This is a genomic window from Pseudomonas sp. R15(2017) (assembly GCF_002112685.1).
Lineage (GTDB): Bacteria > Pseudomonadota > Gammaproteobacteria > Pseudomonadales > Pseudomonadaceae > Aquipseudomonas > Aquipseudomonas glycinae.
In genome coordinates this window covers 134,543-151,947 of record NZ_NEII01000008.1, presented here as the reverse complement: position 1 = coordinate 151,947, position 17,405 = coordinate 134,543, and the positions used below count along the sequence as shown (strand labels likewise).

At 61.7% G+C, this 17,405-nt stretch carries 16 protein-coding genes; 9 read left to right on the top strand and 7 right to left on the bottom strand.

Going from position 1 to position 17,405, the window contains the following annotated elements:
* Positions 1-228: 228 nt before the first annotated feature.
* Positions 229-1,692 carry a hypothetical protein gene (locus tag CAF77_RS17610; protein ID WP_236196046.1) on the top strand — a complete coding sequence of 488 codons (1,464 nt, stop codon included), beginning with the start codon at positions 229-231 and terminating at the stop codon, positions 1,690-1,692.
* An 11-nt stretch (positions 1,693-1,703) separates the two neighbouring features.
* Here CAF77_RS17610 and CAF77_RS17605 read toward each other — a convergent pair whose 3' ends face one another.
* The 3 genes from CAF77_RS17605 to CAF77_RS17595 are packed head-to-tail and all read right to left on the bottom strand — an operon-like array spanning position 1,704 to position 3,383.
* Positions 1,704-2,294: an LON peptidase substrate-binding domain-containing protein gene (locus CAF77_RS17605; protein WP_064382186.1), complete on the bottom strand. Its 591-nt coding sequence runs from the start codon at positions 2,292-2,294 to the stop codon at positions 1,704-1,706.
* Positions 2,295-2,304: 10 nt separating this feature from the next.
* A complete protein-coding gene (locus tag CAF77_RS17600) occupies positions 2,305-3,021 on the bottom strand; it encodes an LrgB family protein (RefSeq protein WP_007958637.1) in 717 nt (238 codons plus the stop codon).
* Positions 3,021-3,383 (bottom strand): CidA/LrgA family protein, encoded by a 363-nt coding sequence (locus tag CAF77_RS17595; protein WP_085654991.1) that lies wholly within the window; start codon positions 3,381-3,383, stop codon positions 3,021-3,023. Before CAF77_RS17595 ends, CAF77_RS17600 begins: the two co-directional genes overlap by 1 nt.
* A gap of 193 nt (positions 3,384-3,576) precedes the next feature.
* Here CAF77_RS17595 and CAF77_RS17590 point away from each other — a divergent pair, with 193 nt between their 5' ends.
* From CAF77_RS17590 to CAF77_RS17580, 3 genes are all read left to right on the top strand, one after another.
* Positions 3,577-4,032, top strand: a complete 456-nt coding sequence (locus CAF77_RS17590) for a MaoC family dehydratase (protein WP_034153755.1) — start codon at positions 3,577-3,579, stop codon at positions 4,030-4,032.
* Between the two features lie 110 nt (positions 4,033-4,142).
* Positions 4,143-5,870: a C13 family peptidase gene (locus tag CAF77_RS17585; RefSeq protein WP_085654989.1), complete on the top strand. Its 1,728-nt coding sequence runs from the start codon at positions 4,143-4,145 to the stop codon at positions 5,868-5,870.
* A 27-nt stretch (positions 5,871-5,897) separates the two neighbouring features.
* Complete coding sequence (locus CAF77_RS17580) at positions 5,898-6,539, top strand: oxidoreductase (protein WP_064382189.1); 642 nt, start codon at positions 5,898-5,900, stop codon at positions 6,537-6,539.
* A gap of 34 nt (positions 6,540-6,573) precedes the next feature.
* Here CAF77_RS17580 and CAF77_RS17575 read toward each other — a convergent pair whose 3' ends face one another.
* The 4 genes from CAF77_RS17575 to CAF77_RS17560 form a co-directional block, all read right to left on the bottom strand.
* Entirely contained in the window at positions 6,574-6,858 is a 285-nt protein-coding gene (locus CAF77_RS17575) for a YceK/YidQ family lipoprotein (protein ID WP_064382190.1), read from the bottom strand.
* A complete protein-coding gene (gene ubiX, locus CAF77_RS17570; RefSeq protein WP_085654987.1) occupies positions 6,851-7,498 on the bottom strand; it encodes a flavin prenyltransferase UbiX in 648 nt (215 codons plus the stop codon). Before ubiX ends, CAF77_RS17575 begins: the two co-directional genes overlap by 8 nt.
* Positions 7,495-8,844, bottom strand: coding sequence for a UDP-N-acetylmuramate:L-alanyl-gamma-D-glutamyl-meso-diaminopimelate ligase (gene mpl, locus CAF77_RS17565; protein WP_085654985.1), 1,350 nt, complete (start codon positions 8,842-8,844; stop codon positions 7,495-7,497). Before mpl ends, ubiX begins: the two co-directional genes overlap by 4 nt.
* Before the next feature lie 199 nt (positions 8,845-9,043).
* A complete protein-coding gene (locus CAF77_RS17560) occupies positions 9,044-10,960 on the bottom strand; it encodes a sigma-54-dependent Fis family transcriptional regulator (RefSeq protein ID WP_085654983.1) in 1,917 nt (638 codons plus the stop codon).
* A gap of 299 nt (positions 10,961-11,259) precedes the next feature.
* Between CAF77_RS17560 and CAF77_RS17555 the strand changes: the two genes are divergently transcribed.
* From CAF77_RS17555 to CAF77_RS17535, 5 genes are all read left to right on the top strand, one after another.
* Complete coding sequence (locus CAF77_RS17555; protein WP_007958625.1) at positions 11,260-12,780, top strand: aldehyde dehydrogenase family protein; 1,521 nt, start codon at positions 11,260-11,262, stop codon at positions 12,778-12,780.
* 306 nt (positions 12,781-13,086) lie between these two features.
* Positions 13,087-14,457, top strand: a complete 1,371-nt coding sequence (gene eat / locus CAF77_RS17550; RefSeq protein ID WP_085654981.1) for an ethanolamine permease — start codon at positions 13,087-13,089, stop codon at positions 14,455-14,457.
* Positions 14,458-14,537: 80 nt separating this feature from the next.
* Positions 14,538-15,932: an ethanolamine ammonia-lyase subunit EutB gene (locus tag CAF77_RS17545; protein ID WP_085654979.1), complete on the top strand. Its 1,395-nt coding sequence runs from the start codon at positions 14,538-14,540 to the stop codon at positions 15,930-15,932.
* Entirely contained in the window at positions 15,929-16,762 is an 834-nt protein-coding gene (eutC, locus tag CAF77_RS17540; protein WP_371915541.1) for an ethanolamine ammonia-lyase subunit EutC, read from the top strand. The genes CAF77_RS17545 and eutC overlap by 4 nt, the downstream gene beginning before the upstream one ends.
* A gap of 116 nt (positions 16,763-16,878) precedes the next feature.
* Positions 16,879-17,340, top strand: coding sequence for an N-acetyltransferase (locus tag CAF77_RS17535; protein ID WP_042610602.1), 462 nt, complete (start codon positions 16,879-16,881; stop codon positions 17,338-17,340).
* Positions 17,341-17,405 lie beyond the last annotated feature (65 nt).

Below are 17,405 nucleotides of genomic sequence, written 5' to 3'. Positions count from 1 at the left end.
CCCCCACTGCCGGCAGTGTCCAGGATCAACACATCTGCCGACCCGTCACTGCAACCTCCCCGGCTGCGGCCAACGAGTCAGGCCCCACAATCACCTGATTCACTTTCCGGTCCGTTCATATCGGGCAATCGAACCCTGGGGCATCAACTGCCACCCGCAGCGACACCCGTTCCGCCAGTCGTCAAAGTCTCGGACCAGCCTGAGGTGCCCCGGGCATCGGCAACCCTGTTGAGCGACTATCTGTTGAGCCCCGGCCTGCTGCGCAACATGCAACCGGCCAATGAAGAAGGCTTGCGCTATGTCGTCGGACGCAAGTTCGTCGATGTGAAAAACCACGGCACCGTATATGTGGAGTTCGATCCGAACCTGGGCACCTATCGGGCGATGGATCTGTACAGGAAGCTGGCACCGGGACCTGCACTTTACAGAAACATCGACGAATCAACCTGGAGCCCTGCTCGACAGATCGATACCGTCCATCCGCTCAAGCGCCCGCATCCGGATATTCATGACGCTGAAGCGGCGGTGCCTGCAAGGCAGCCGCGAATCACATTGATGCCCGCCCGATTGAAAGCCACGACGTCCGAACTGCTGGATACACACTTCGCACGGTTGTACCCGCAGATGACTCAAGCGGAACGGCTCATGGAATTGCGCTCGTACAATCTATCGCCTCTCCAGCACGTCCGGCTGCGCGACGACCTGGCCGCCCATCCATCAGCGCTTCCGCAATGGCTCGCAGAGCACAAGCGCCGCTCACTGAACGCAGACGACCCAGCCCGCTATGAAGCACTGCATCAGGAAATAGAACCCCTGCTTCGACCACTGAGAAACGGCAGGTTGTTGCTCAGTCATTTGGGCGACTACGGCGATTTCAGCGAGAGCGTCAGTGGTGAATTCCTCGACGGATTCCTTGCAAGGCTGGGCTACCTGCGCAACGGCAGCGACGTCCTGTACCGCACAGACATCCCGGCCCTGTTCCGGGCCGATGAACGGACGCCCTTTGAGTTCTACAACGATGACCGGATGTTGCCGCGACTCAAGCATCCTCGTGGAGCAACCACCGAGAAACCGATCAGCGCAACCGTCAGTCTGAAGCGGGTTGAGCGATATGCAGGCAGAGGCACGGGCTCCCCCGATCCGGAGTATCTGCTCTACAACAACCAGAAAAACAAATACCCCGGACGCAAGCCCGGTGACTCCGACAATGAATCAGGGGAATCCGACAATGACTGGTCCGAGGCTTCGGATGTGGAACTCGACTCCGAACGCAATTACGAAACCGTCCGGCACAATCAGACGATCATATTCGCCTACATCATCGACACGCGAAAAATGGAGGTCGTGCCGAGAGAGGAGAATCACCTGCTCAACAACGCCGCCAGGAACAAGGGTGCGTGGTTCCCGGAGGATGAACTGGAAGCGCTGATTTCAACGTCGAAACGGGGCATCGAGTCGGAACGTCTCTGGCTGCTCGACTCCACCCTCACTCGCGCGGCGAAAGTCGATGACATCGCTTATGAGGCAGGCTATCGACAGCGCAATGACATCGAAGCACGGACCCATCAAGGCGCCGACAACCGATACGAATACGATGCCCTGATCGACAAGGTCGCCAACGCCGGCAAGCCGGTACTGACACTGGGCAAGGACAAGGAGTGGTTCGCCAACGACATCATCTGGCCCGAATAGCGTTTTTGGCTCTAGGCAAACAGCTCGCCCTGCAACTCATCGAGTAGCGCCTGGATCGCATCCAGCCGCTGCTGCGGATCATCGAGTTGCAGCAGGTCGATCTTGTCTTCCTCGGCAAACGGCAGCAGATAAGCCAGCTGATTGGCCAATGACTGCTGCCCCGCCGCATCTGTGCCCATGTTCAGCGCCTCGACCATCGGGTGTTCGGCCAGTGCCTTGAGCAGCGCCACCAGATCGGCGTCTTCATCCTGCAACGGTTGCTCGGGCTCTTCGTCGAGCCACTCGACCTCGGCCACGATCAATTGATCGCGCTGCACGTCGGTGCGCTGCACGATGAAGCGCCGCCCGCCCTGCACCCGGATGCCCAGCAGTCCGTTGTCCTGCTGCTGGAAATCGGTGATGCGCGCTTCGCAGCCGACCATGGCGAAACCTTCCGGCGCTACCCCGACTTCGCTGCCCTCAAGGATGCACACCACGCCGAACCCACCGCCCTGCTTCATGCAGCGGCCGATCATGTCCAGATAGCGCGCCTCGAAGATCTGCAAATCCAGATTGCAGCCGGGAAACAGCACCGTGTTCAGCGGAAAAAGCGGCAGACTCATAGACATTTCCTTACACCACCATCGACACCGCCAACGGCAGGAACACCGCCGTGGCCACGCCCATCAGACTCATCGCCAGCGCCGCGAAGGCGCCGCATTCATCGCTTTCCTGCAACGCCACCGACGTACCGACCGCGTGCGCTGTCATGCCCAGCGCCATGCCGCGCGCCTCGGGGCTGTGTACGCCCAGGCGAGTCAGCAGCGCCGGGCCGAAGATCGCACCGATCACCCCGGTGATCAACACAAACACCGCCGCCAGTGCCGCGACACCGCCGATCTGCTCGGCCACCAGCATGGCGATCGGCGAGGTCACCGACTTGGGCGCCATGGTCATCAGGATCATGTGATCGGCACCGAACCACCAGCCCAGCGCCACCCCCATACCTGTAGCGACCACTCCGCCTATCACCAGCGTAGTAAAAATCGGCCAGAACAATTGGCGGATGCGCCGCAGGTTCAGATACAGCGGCACCGCCAGCGCAACGGTCGCCGGGCCCAGCAGAATGCTGAGGATCTCGGTGCTCTTGCGGTACTCGGCGTAGGTCAGGCCGCAGCCGACCAGCACGCCGATCACCAGCAGCATCGAGACCAGCACCGGTTGCAGGAAGATCCAGCGGGTTTTCTCGAACGCCGCCAGCACCAGTTGATAGGCACCCAACGTGATGCCGATACCGAACAGGGGGTGGTGAATCACCGAGGCCCAGGCGCCTTGCCAGTCAAACAGCATCAGGATTCCTCCGAAGGCGGCGCGTGACGCTTGACCAGCCGTTGCATCAGCACCCCGGCGAAGGCCATCGACAGAATCAGCGACACCACCAACGCCCCGACGATGGCCCAGAAATCCGCGGCAATCGCCGTGGCATACACCATCACCCCCACCGCTGGCGGTACCAGCAGCAACGGCAGGTAACGCAGCAGGCTGCCGGCCGCGAGGTTCAACGGCTCGCCGACTTCACCGCGCACGATCAGGAATACCAGCAACAGCAAAAGGCCGATGATCGGCCCCGGCAGCACCGGCAACAGCAAATGATTGAGGGCCGTGCCGAGCAATTGAAACAGCACCAGCCACGTCAGGCCACGTAGCAACATCCGACATCTCCGTCTTACTTTCCAACCCGCAAGTCGTCGGCATTATAAGCACGCCTGCGCTATGGATCGGCATTCGCCAAAAGCATGGTCGGTTGACCTGAGCAAATCGCCATGATGATCTACAGTGGTTCGCAGGGCGGTCAAATCCCCCACCTGAAAAACTATAAAACCGATGAACCCAAGGAGAGTCTCAATGCCCTATGTTCCAGTTGCAGAGCTCAAAGATTATGTCGGCAAGGAACTCGGACGTTCCGAATGGCTCACCATCGACCAGGAGCGCATCAACCTGTTCGCCGAAGCCACCGGGGATTACCAGTTCATCCATGTCGACCCGGTCAAAGCCGCGCAAACGCCATTTGGCAGCACCATTGCACACGGTTTCCTGTCGTTGTCACTGATCCCAAAACTGATGGAAGACATCCTGGTCCTGCCGCAAGGCGTGAAGATGGTGGTCAACTACGGCCTGGACAGCGTGCGTTTCATCCAGCCGGTCAAGGTCAATTCCAAGGTCCGGCTCAAGGTCGACCTTGGTGAAGTGACCGAGAAAAAACCTGGCCAATGGCTGCTCAAGGCCACCGCCACCCTGGAGATCGAGGGCTCGGACAAACCAGCCTACATCGCCGAACCGCTGTCGCTCTGCTTCGTTTAAGCGCCTGGATGCGAAACGGCTCACGCTGTTTCGCATCCGCTCCTCCCTGCCGGCTGTATAAGGTCACATAGCTGCGGCATACTCGGTCGCCTAATTGCCCGGATCCCGCTATGCGCTCATTCGCCCCTCTTGCTCCCCTTGCCTTGACCCTGTTGCTGGCCGCGTGTGGCGACGGCGAATCGCTGTTGCCGCCGGATGCGCGCCTGCCCGACGGCGGCCGCTATCGCGGTGAACTGGTCGATGGCTTGCTGCAAGGTCAGGGCCGGGTCGACTACCCCAACGGCAGCTGGTACGCCGGGTCGTTCGACAAGGGGCAATGGCATGGCCAGGGCGAATGGCATGGCAGCAATGGCGAGTTCTATCGCGGCAACTTCCAGCAAGGGCTGTTCGACGGCCAGGGCACATTGACCACCACGGCAGGCAGCTACACCGGCGGTTTCAAGCAGGGCCGGCGCGAAGGCGAAGGCACCCTCAAAGAAAACGCGATGACCTATCGCGGCGAGTTCAAGGCCGACCAGTATTCCGGGCTTGGCCGGCTGGAGCTGGATGACGGCAGTTCCTATCAAGGCCAGTTCGCCCACGGCAAACCCAACGGCGAAGGCCAGCGCGGCGATGCCAGCGGCAATCAGTTCACCGGCCACTTCGTCAATGGCCAGCTCGAAGGCAACGGCACCTTCAACAGTGCCGACGGCGACATCTACGTCGGCGGCTTCAAGAACAATCAACTGCACGGCAAGGGCCGCTACGAAAACGCCGACGGCGATGTGTGGCTCGGGCAGTTCAAGGAAGGCGCGCTGACCGGCAAGGGCGAACTGATCGGCGCCGACGGCAGCCACTACATCGGCTACTTCAACGACTGGCGCTTCAGCGGTCAGGGTCGCCTGAACCTGTCCGATGGCAGTTTCTACGTCGGCGGATTCGACAGCGACAGCTATTCCGGACGCGGCACCCTGGTGCTCACCGATGGCAGCGTGCTCAGCGGCACCTGGATCAACGGCCAGCGGGTACGCGATGCCGACGGCAAATTACTGCCGGACACCCTCGAACTCGGTCTGCTGGCCCAGGGGCGCCTGCTTGACGAGGCGCTGGCCAATGTGCCGGCCTCGACCCCGGCGGTGGAGCTCTACACCCTGACCCTCGGCGGCGACGGCAAGCAGAGCGTGTTCCTGCGTGAATCCGACTACGTGGCCAACATGCTCACCAGCCGCTTTGGCGCGTTGGGCCAGATTCGTCTGGTCAACCACCGCGACCACCTCGGCGACCGCCCAATGGCCACCCGTGAAAATCTGCGGCGCGCCGCTCAAACCCTGGCCGAACGCAGCGGCCCGGAAGACCTGGTGTTCATTTACCTGACCAGCCACGGCACCGCCGATCACGAACTGGTGCTCGACCAGCCGCGGATGGAGCTGGCCGACCTGCCCGCCGACGAACTCGCCGCCGTGCTCGCACCGCTGAAGAACCGCGACAAGATCATTGTCATTTCCTCGTGCTATTCCGGGGGCTTCATTCCGGCGTTGAAGGATGAACGCACGCTGATCATGACCGCCTCGCGCGCCGATCGCGTGTCGTTCGGCTGCTCCGAGGAGGCCAACTTCACCTACTTCGGCGATGCCCTGTTTGCACAGGCGCTGAACCAGACCGACGACCTGGAACAAGCCTTCAAACTGGCCAAGGCCACCGTCGCCGAGCGCGAACTGGCGGACAATTTCGAAGCCTCTGAACCGCAGATCTGGGCGCCGAAAACCGTGCTGGCGCACTGGCAACTGCTGCGTAAACAGCAAGCGAGAAAAGCCTTGCAAAGTGCTGCGTTGAACGACGGAGCGATAAAGAGCAACTAAGCTGAACAGTATCAAGGGAGAGACACTATGTACTTGACGCCTCAGCATGTCTTGCTTGCCGGAGCCACCGGATTGACCGGTGAACATCTGCTCGACCGCCTGCTCAACGAGCCGACGATCAGCCGTGTCCTTGCCCCATCACGCCGGCCGCTGGCCGAGCATCCGCACCTGGAAAACCCGGTCGGTGATCCACAAACCTTCCTGCCGCAGTTGTCCGGTCGCGTCGACATCGCTTATTGCTGCCTCGGCACCACCATCAAGCAGGCCGGCTCCGAAGAGGCGTTCCGTGCCGTGGATCTGGACATGGTCGTCGCCTTCGCCAAGCGCGCCCGGGAAATGGGCGCACGGCACCTGATCGTGATCAGCGCCCTGGGGGCCGATCGTCGGTCCTCGATTTTCTACAACCGGGTCAAAGGCGAGATGGAATACGCGTTGCGCGCGCAGGACTGGCCGCAACTGACCATTTGTCGGCCATCACTGTTGCTCGGCGAACGCAGTGAGCCCCGCCTGGGCGAGCAGCTTGCCGCGCCATTCTCCAAATTGATTCCTGGCAAATACCGCGGCATCGAAGCCTGCCAACTGGCCCGGGCCATGTGGCGGCTGGCGTTGGAGGAGCAGGACGGGGTACGGATCGTCGAATCGGATGAGTTGAGAAAACTCGGCAAGTAAAAACAAAAGATCGCAGCCATTGGCTGCGATCTTTTTAGAGTCCGCCAGTCGCCTGGAACCCCACGCCGATCACCGTCAGCAACGACAACGGCAACAGCAGCGTGTCGAGCAGTGCGCTGGCCGGCAGATCCACACCGGGGTAACTCGGCGCCTCGGCGCCGAATCGATCCATCGCGCAACATCCGCCATTCATCGCATACAGATCCAGCCGGGTGCCGGAATACACCACCGGCGCGCCGGGCTTGGCGGCATCCAGCGTGCGCGCGGTGGCGCAGCCGGTCAGTTGCAACGCCAGCAGGATCGCCAGCAGCTTATTCATCGCTGCTCAGGTGGTGCTCGCCCCAACGCGGCAGCATGTCCTGGGGGATGCCCAGCAGATTGAGAATCCGTGCCACCACGAAATCGATCAGGTCATCGATGGTCTGCGGCTGGTGATAGAAACCCGGCGAGGCCGGCAGGATGGTCACGCCCATGTTCGACAGCTTGAGCATGTGTTCCAGGTGAATGCTCGAATACGGCGCTTCGCGCGGTACCAGAATCAACTGGCGACGTTCCTTCAACGTCACGTCCGCCGCCCGTTCGATCAGGTTGTTGCAGGCGCCGGTGGCAATGGCCGACAAGGTGCCGGTCGAGCATGGCACCACCACCATGGCGGCCGGGGCGCCGGAACCCGAGGCCACCGGTGACATCCAGTCTTCCTTGCCGTACACGCGGATCTGCCCGGCGGCCGCGCCGGTGTATTCGGTGAGGAACGCCTGCATCATTTGCGGCTTGGCCGGCAGCGACACGTCGGTCTCGGTGGCCATTACCAGTTGCGCGGCCTTGGAGATCAGGAAATGCACCTCACGATCCTCGCGCACCAGGCAATCCAGCAGTCGCAAGCCGTACTGGGCGCCGGACGCGCCGGTCATCGCCAGCGTGATGCGTTCGGGGCCGTTGCTCTGCAAACGAGTGTTCATTTCAGCGCCTCGGCGAGTTTGCCGTGCAGGCCGCCGAAGCCGCCGTTGCTCATGATCACCACGTGAGTGCCGGGCTGAGCCTGGCTCTTCACGCGCTCAATGATGCCTTCCAGCGAATCGCTGACGATCGACGGCACGGTGCACAACGCGGCGGTGCCTGCCAGATCCCAGCCGAGGTTGGCCGGGGCATACCAGATCACCTGATCGGCATCGACCACGCTGTCCGGCAGACCGTCACGGTGCGCGCCGAGCTTCATCGAGTTGGAGCGCGGCTCGATGATCGCGATCAGCGGCGCATCGCCGATACGTTTGCGCAGGCCATCAAGGGTGGTGGCAATCGCGGTCGGGTGGTGGGCGAAGTCATCGTAGATGGTGATTCCCCGTACTTCCGCGACTTTTTCCATCCGCCGTTTGACGCTTTTGAACGCGCTCAATCCGGCAATGCCCATCGACGGCACAACGCCGACGTGACGCGCGGCGGCCAGTGTGGCCAAGGCGTTGGCAACGTTGTGCTGACCGGTCAATTCCCACTCGACCACGCCTTGGGACACGCCTTCGAACATCACTTCAAACGCCGAGCCGTCGTCTTTCAGCAACTTGACCTGCCACTGACCGCCGGCACCGGTGGTTTGCACCGGGGTCCAGCAGCCCATCTCGATCACACGTTGCAAGGCGGGTTCGGTAGTCGGGTGGATCACCAGGCCTTCGCTCGGAATGGTCCGCACCAAGTGGTGGAACTGCCGCTCGATGGCCGGCAGATCGGGGAAGATGTCGGCGTGATCGAACTCAAGGTTGTTGAGGATCGCAGTGCGCGGACGGTAGTGGACAAACTTCGAACGCTTGTCGAAGAACGCGCTGTCGTATTCGTCTGCCTCGATCACGAAGAACGGCGTGCCGCCCAGACGGGCCGACACCGAAAAATTCTGCGGCACGCCGCCGATCAGGAAGCCCGGGCTCATGCCGGCGTGTTCCAGTACCCAGGCGAGCATGCTGCTGGTGGTGGTCTTGCCGTGGGTACCGGCAACCGCCAGCACCCAGCGACCTTGCAGCACATGGTCGGCCAGCCATTGGGGGCCCGACACGTACGGCAGGCCTTTGTTCAGCACATATTCCACCGCCGGGTTGCCGCGGGACATGGCGTTGCCGATCACCACCAGATCCGGTGCCGGCTCAAGCTGCGCCGGGTCGTAACCCTGGGTCAACTGAATGCCCTGGGCTTCGAGCTGGGTGCTCATCGGCGGATAGACGTTGGCGTCGGAGCCAGTCACGTGATGGCCCAGCTCTTTGGCCAGAACCGCCATCGAGCCCATGAAAGTCCCGCAGATACCCAGAATATGAATGTGCATAGTCGACCTCGTAAAACATGGCCGCAGGTTAGCGCAGGGAGGGGAAAATCGCACTCTTTAGCTGATTGAGGGAGGAGGCCTTGATCGTTCCCACGCTCCGCGTGGGAATGCAGCGCAGGACGCTCTGCGTCCAAAAGCGGACGCGGAGCGTCCGGGGAGGCGTTCCCACGCAGAGCATGGGAACGATCGGCAGGAGTATTCAGGCGGTTCGGGCGATCCCGTGCTTGCGCAACTTTCTATAAAGCGTATTGCGACTGACGCCCAGTTGCTGCGCCGTATGGGTCATATGCCAACGCGTATGTTCCAGCGCATTGAGCAACGCCTGCCGCTCGGCATCTTCCAGCGGCTGCCCGGACGACGCTTCATCGGTTTTGACCAACAGTGGCTGCACCTGCCGAAACATCGCCGGCAGATCCTCCAGTGCGATCCGGCCTTCATCGCACAACGCCGCCAGCGTGCGCAGCACATTGCGCATCTGCCGCACGTTGCCCGGCCAGTTGAAACCCAGCAACGCCTGGCGCGCCGGCTCGTCGATCAGGATCGTTTCCCCGCCCGCCTCTTCGGCCAGCAGAAAATCCAGCAGCTGGGACTTGTCACTGCGCTCGCGCAACGGCGGCAACGCCACTTCCAGCCCGTTGAGCCGGTAGTAAAGGTCTTCCCGAAAACTGCCATCACCAACCCGTTCCAGCAGATTGCGGTGGGTGGCACTGATGATCCGCACGTTGACCGCTTCCGGCTCGCCGCCGATCGGCACCACTTGCCGGTCTTCCAGCACTCGCAGCAGTCGGGTCTGCAGAGCCAGCGGCATGTCACCGATTTCATCGAGGAACAGCGTGCCGCCATCGGCCTGCTGCAACTTGCCGCGCATACCGTCCTTGCGCGCGCCGGTGAAGCTGCCGCCGCGATAGCCAAACAATTCGCTTTCGATCAGGCTTTCGGGAATCGCCGCGCAGTTGAGGGCAACGAAGGCTTTGCCGGCACGTTGACTGGCGTTATGCACAGCCTTGGCGAACGCTTCCTTGCCGGAGCCGGTTTCACCATTGATCAGCAGCGGAACGTCACGCTCGAACACCCGCAGCGACTTGCGGAAATCCGCCTGCAACGCCGCATCCCCCAGGCAAATCCCGGCAAGACGCGGCGCTTCCACAGGCGCGGGAGCCGGCGCGACCGGCAGCGGCCGGCGGGTCTCACCGCGCAGCACCGCAAACAGATGCCGCCCGTCACGGGTGCGCAGCGGCCAACTGGCGCTGGCATTGGCACTGGCGCGCCCGAGCAACTCATCCAGCGAACAATCGAAAAACGCCTCCACCGGTTTGCCGAGCAAGCCACCACGGATGTGTCCGAGCAGATTCAAGGCACTCTGATTGACCGCGCTGATCCGTCCTTCCCCGTCAAACGCCAGCAACCCTTCGCTGAACAGCCCGACAGACTCGGCCTGAAGATGAAAACGCAGCAACCATTGGTTATCGAAACAGCGCAGGAAGTAGCAGCTCTCGATCATCTTCGCCGACAGATTGACCAGCGCCATGGTGTGGAACTGGCTCTGGCGCGAGACGTCATGCCGAGCCGAGGAAACATCGAGCACCGCCAGCAGCTCGCCGTGCGGGTCGAACACCGGGCTCGCCGAGCAGGTCAGGCCGGTGTGGCGGCCACGGAAGTGTTCATCCTGATGAATGGTCAGGGCCTGACGCTCGACAAGGCAGGTGCCGATACCGTTGGTGCCCTCGCAGGCCTCGCTCCAGTCGGAGCCCAACCACAGGCCGGCGCGTTCGAAAATCTTGCGTTCGGCGGGGGCGGTCACGCAGTTGAGGATCACCCCACGCGCGTCAGTCAGCAGCACCGCATGGCCGGCGCCGGAGAGTTGTTGATGCAGGCTGCTCATTTCATTGCCGGCGATCTGCAACACCTGTTGCAGCCGTTCGCGGCTTTCGAGGACGCGCCCGTGTTCGAGCACGGTCGGCGCCATGGTCAGGGCCGGGTCGAGGTGATAGTCCTCAAGACAACGCAGCCACGAGCGGGCAATCGACGGGTCGGCACCGGGGCCATGCAGGTGCGACTTACCCTGGGTGACGGTGAGAACCTGTTGGGCATGGCGACTCAAATGGTTGTCGTGCATTTCTTATTATTCTCCCCGAGGCTCATCGGCCCATGCGTGAAGTGGTGCCCAGCATCCTCCAGCCAACCGGTCTTTGCAATGCTGGCAAGACCGCCCGGTCACGGGTTGTGCCAGAAGCGGTACAAATTGTCACCCGAGCTGTACCGATACCGTCACGGACGCTTGCCACTTGTCCGACACAAATCGCGCAAGGCCTTGATTTGCCTGCCCTGCACGGCAGTGGCCCGACCTTTGCTCTACGCTTATAGCAAGCGCTCATGCGCGTCTCTCTGATAAATACAACAGCCAAGGAGAACATCATGCGTTACGCTCACCCCGGTACTGAAGGCGCCAAAGTCTCGTTCAAAAGCAAGTACGGTAACTACATCGGCGGCGAGTTCGTCGCGCCTGTCAAAGGTCAGTACTTCACCAACACCTCGCCAGTAAATGGCCAACCGATTGCCGAATTCCCGCGTTCCACGGCCGAAGACATCGAAAAAGCCCTGGACGCCGCCCATGCCGCTGCCGACGCCTGGGGTTCCACTTCTGCCCAGGCCCGATCGCTGATCCTGCTGAAAATCGCCGACCGTATCGAACAGAACCTCGAAACCCTGGCGATCACCGAAACCTGGGACAACGGCAAAGCCATCCGCGAAACCCTCAACGCCGACATCCCGCTGGCCGCTGACCACTTCCGCTATTTCGCCGGGTGCCTGCGCGCCCAGGAAGGCAGCGCCGCCGAGATCGACGGCAATACCGTGGCCTATCACATCCATGAACCACTGGGCGTGGTCGGCCAGATCATCCCGTGGAACTTCCCGATCCTGATGGCCGCGTGGAAACTCGCCCCGGCCCTGGCGGCCGGCAACTGCGTGGTGCTCAAGCCTGCCGAGCAAACCCCGCTGGGCATCAGCGTGCTGCTGGAACTGATCGGCGACCTGCTGCCGCCGGGCGTGCTCAACGTGGTGCAAGGGTTCGGCAAAGAAGCCGGCGAAGCCCTGGCTACCAGCAAACGCATCGCCAAGATTGCCTTCACCGGCTCGACCCCGGTCGGCTCGCACATCATGAAATGCGCCGCCGAAAACATCATTCCGTCCACCGTGGAACTGGGCGGCAAGTCGCCGAACATCTTCTTCGAAGACATCATGCAGGCCGAGCCAAGCTTCATCGAAAAAGCCGCCGAAGGCCTGGTGCTGGCGTTCTTCAATCAGGGCGAAGTCTGCACCTGCCCGTCCCGTGCACTGGTTCAGGAATCGATCTATCCGCAGTTCATGGAAGCGGTGATGAAGAAGGTCAGCCAGATCAAACGTGGCGACCCGCTCGACACCGACACCATGGTCGGCGCCCAGGCGTCCGAGCAGCAATTCGACAAGATCCTTTCCTACCTGGAAATCGCCAAGGGCGAAGGTGCCGAACTGCTGACCGGCGGCAAGGTGGAAAAACTCGAAGGCAACCTGGCTTCCGGTTACTACATCCAGCCGACCCTGCTCAAGGGCACCAACAAGATGCGTGTGTTCCAGGAAGAAATCTTCGGGCCGGTGGTGAGCATCACCACCTTCAAGGACGAAGCCGAAGCCCTGGCGATTGCCAACGACACCGAGTTCGGCCTGGGGGCCGGGCTCTGGACCCGCGACATCAACCGCGCCTATCGCATGGGTCGCGCCATCAAGGCCGGTCGTGTGTGGACCAACTGCTACCACCTGTACCCGGCGCACGCCGCGTTCGGCGGGTACAAGAAATCCGGTGTCGGCCGTGAAACCCACAAGATGATGCTCGACCACTACCAACAGACCAAAAACCTGCTGGTGAGCTACGACATCAATCCGCTGGGCTTCTTCTAAAACCTGAGGGCGATACAGATATTTCTGTGTCGCCCTCCAGATAGCTATCGCTGGCAAGCCAGCTCCCACAGGTTTCTGTGATGCACCCATTATTGAGATCGGCAGAGATCACTGTGGGAGCTGGCTTGCCAGCGATGGCGCCCTTGATGACACAACACCCAAAGCCTGGCCGCTCTGGCACGGGCCTTGCGTACCCGTCATTCAGGATTTGCCTGAACACTGCCGCTGCGTGAACAGCATCCACCTACTCAACTTCTGCACCTGAAAGTCCAACAGATCGAACAATAAAAAAGACAGAGAGGACTTATGACTTCCACCACACAGCTCAAACCCACACTCGGCACCCTGCACCTCTGGGGCATTGCCGTCGGCCTGGTGATCTCCGGCGAATACTTCGGCTGGAGTTACGGCTGGGGCACCGCGGGAACCCTGGGTTTCCTGGTCACGGCCCTGATGGTCGCCACCATGTACACCTGCTTTATCTTCAGTTTCACCGAGCTGACCACCGCGATTCCCCACGCAGGCGGGCCGTTTGCCTACAGCCGTCGGGCGTTCGGCGAGAAAGGCGGATTGATCGCCGGCATCGCCACCCTGATCGAATTCGTGTTCGCCCCGCCCGCCATTGCCATGGCCATCGGCGCCTATCTGAATGTGCAATATCCGGGGCTCGATCCCAAACTCGCGGCGGTCGGCGCGTATTTCGTGTTCATGACCCTGAACATCCTTGGCGTCAGCATCGCTGCGACCTTCGAATTGGTGGTCACCGTGCTCGCCGTCGCGGAGTTGCTGGTGTTCATGGGCGTGGTCGCACCGGGCTTCAGCTTCAGCAACTTCGTGCTCAACGGCTGGTCCGGCGCCAATGAGTTCACGATGGGCGCGATTCCGGGCATTTTCGCGGCGATTCCCTTCGCGATCTGGTTCTTCCTCGCCATCGAAGGCGCGGCCATGGCGGCCGAGGAAGCCAAGGATCCGAAACGCACGATTCCACGGGCCTACGTCAGCGGCATCCTGACCCTGGTGTTCCTGGCCATCGGCGTGATGGTGATGGCCGGCGGCGTCGGCGACTGGCGCCAACTGTCGAACATCAACGACCCGCTGCCGCAGGCGATGAAAGCGGTGGTCGGCAACAACTCGACCTGGATGCACATGCTGGTGTGGATCGGCCTGTTCGGTCTGGTGGCGAGTTTCCACGGGATCATCCTCGGCTACTCGCGGCAATTCTTCGCTTTGGCCCGGGCCGGTTATCTACCCAAAGGCCTGGCCAAACTCTCGCGCTTCCAGACCCCGCACCGGGCGATCCTGGCCGGCGGCGTGGTCGGCATTGCGGCGATCTACAGCGACGGCCTGGTCAATCTGCAAGGCATGACCCTGACGGCGGCGATGATCACCATGTCAGTGTTCGGCGCCATCGTGATGTACATCATCAGCATGCTCAGCCTGTTCAAACTGCGCAAAACCGAGCCGAACCTGGAGCGCACCTTCCGCGCACCGGGCTATCCGGTGGTGCCGGCCATCGCGCTGTCCCTGGCCGTGGTGTGTCTGGTGGCGATGGCCTGGTTCAACACGCTGATCGGCTGTGTGTTCCTCGGCTTCATGGCCGCCGGCTATCTGTACTTTCAGCTGACCGCCAAGCAACGCTCCGAAGCACCGGCAGACGCTATGCTCGAAGGTATCTAAACGCTAACTGAGGTGCACCGGCATCGGGCCTCGGGCCCGGTGCCCGCACTAAAAGCATTCATTCAGGAGGAACGCGCCCAATGGCTGCATTTGCCCATACCGTCGGCGCCCAGACCTACCGTTTCGACAGTCTCAAGGACGTCATGGCCAAGGCCAGCCCGGCGCGCTCCGGAGACTTCCTGGCGGGCGTCGCCGCCCTTAACGATGGGGAGCGAGTCGCCGCGCAAATGGCGCTGGCCGACATCCCGCTCACGCATTTCCTGCAGGAAGCGCTGATTCCCTACGAAGCCGATGAAGTCACCCGACTGATCATCGACAGCCATGACAAACAGGCCTTCGCAGTCGTCAGCCATCTCACGGTTGGCGGGTTTCGCGACTGGCTTCTGAGCGAAGCGGCCGATGAGCAGAGCCTGCGCGCCCTCGCCCCCGGCCTGACACCGGAAATGGTCGCTGCCGTGTCGAAGATCATGCGCGTGCAGGATCTGGTGCTGGTGGCGCAGAAGATCCGCGTCGTCACCAAATTTCGCGGCACCTTGGGCCTGCGTGGACGGTTATCCACAAGGCTGCAACCCAATCACCCGACCGACGAACCGTCCGGCATCGCCGCGAGCATTCTCGACGGCCTGCTGTACGGCAACGGCGACGCGATGATCGGCATCAACCCGGCCACCGACAGCATCGCTTCGATCTGTGCGATGTTGGAAATGCTCGACGCGATCATCCAGCGCTACGACATTCCGACCCAGGCCTGCGTGCTGACTCACGTCACCACCTCCATAGAAGCGATCAACCGTGGCGTGCCGCTGGATCTTGTGTTCCAGTCGATTGCCGGCACCGAAGCGGCCAACGCCAGTTTCGGCATTAATCTGAATGTGTTGCAGGAAGGTTATGAAGCGGGTCTGAGCCTCAATCGCGGTACGCTCGGTCAGAACCTGATGTATTTCGAAACCGGCCAGGGCAGCGCCCTGTCGGCCAATGCCCATCACGGCGTCGATCAACAGACCTGCGAGACAAGGGCCTACGCCGTGGCGCGGCATTTCAAGCCGTTTCTGGTGAACACCGTCGTGGGATTCATCGGCCCGGAATACCTCTACAACGGCAAACAGATCATCCGCGCCGGCCTCGAAGATCATTTCTGCGGCAAGCTGCTCGGCGTGCCGATGGGCTGCGACATCTGCTACACCAACCACGCCGAAGCCGACCAGGATGACATGGACACCCTGCTGACCCTGCTGGGTGTGGCGGGGATCAACTTCATCATGGGCATCCCCGGCTCCGACGACATCATGCTCAACTACCAGACCACCTCGTTCCACGACGCGCTCTACGCGCGCCAAACCCTGGGCCTGAAACCGGCGCCGGAGTTCGAGCAGTGGCTGGCGAACATGGGCATCTTCACCCAGGCGGACGGCAAGGTCCGCTTCGGCAACAACCTGCCGCCGGCCTTCCGCCAGGCGTTGGCGCAACTGGGATGAGTCAGATGGAAAAATCGCCCGTCGATCCGCAAAACCCGTGGCTGGAGCTGCGACGTCTGACCCCGGCGCGCATTGCCCTAGGGCGCACTGGCACCAGCCTGCCGACGAGTGCACAACTGGATTTCCAGTACGCCCACGCCCAGGCACGGGATGCGGTGCATTTGCCGTTCGATCACGCCGCGCTGAGCGCTCAACTGAATGAACGCCAGCGCGAAAGTCTGCTGCTGCACAGCGCGGCGGTGGATCGCAACAGCTACCTGCAACGCCCGGATCTGGGGCGCAAGTTGAGCGATCAATCGGCGCAAGCCCTGCGCGAATACGCCGAGGCGCATCCGGGCGGTGTGGATCTGGTGATTGTGGTGGCGGATGGTCTGTCGGCGCTGGCGGTGCATCGACATACCCTGCCGTTCCTGACCCGTCTGGAAGAACAGATGAGCGCCGATGAATGGTCGACAGCGCCGGTAGTGCTGGTGGAACAGGGCCGCGTGGCGATTGGCGATGAAATCGGCCAATTGCTGGGCGCGAAAATGGTCGTGATGCTGATTGGAGAGCGTCCAGGTCTCAGCTCGCCGGACAGCCTGGGTTTATATTTCACCTACAATCCAAAGGTCGGCCTCACCGATGCCTACCGCAACTGCATCTCCAATGTGCGGCTGGAAGGACTCAGCTACGGCATGGCGGCGCATCGCTTGCTGTATCTGATGCGCGAAGCCTGTCGGCGCCAGCTGTCGGGCGTCAATCTGAAGGACGAGGCGCAGGTTCAGACGCTGGAATCGGAAGCCGGTGCAGACATGAAGAGTAATTTCCTACTCGATCCGCCCCCAGCCTGAACCGTTTCCGCATTGCCTTTCTGCGCCGGTTTCAGGCAGGATCGATGCACGGCCGCCCGGGTTTCCCATCGCCGTCAGAGCACGTGAAGACAGCCACTTGAAGGACGAGACCTACCATGCGGATTATCCAAGCGACCCTCGAACACCTGGATTTGCTGACCCCGTTGTTCGTTAAGTACCGCGAGTTCTACGGCTCCCTGCCCTATCCGGACTCGTCCCGGGCCTTTCTCGAAAAGCGCCTGCGACGCAAGGAATCGGTGATCTACCTGGCCCTGGCCGATGACGACGACAGGAAGCTCATGGGCTTCTGCCAGCTCTACCCGAGTTTTTCCTCCCTGTCGCTCAAGCGCGTGTGGATCCTCAACGACATCTACGTCGCCGAAGACGCCCGCCGTCAGCTCGTGGCCGACAACCTGATCCGCACCGCCAAGAAAATGGCCAAGGAAACCCAGGCCGTGCGCATGCGTGTCTCCACCAGTGCCGACAACGAAGTGGCGCAGAAAACCTACGAATCCATCGGATTCAAGGAAGACACCGAGTTCAAGAACTACGTGCTGCCGATCAGCGACGAGCTCTGATCGCGGGATGCCCTGCGGGGAGGGAGCCGTCTCCCTTCCCGAAATGAATGCCAACCCGACATTTA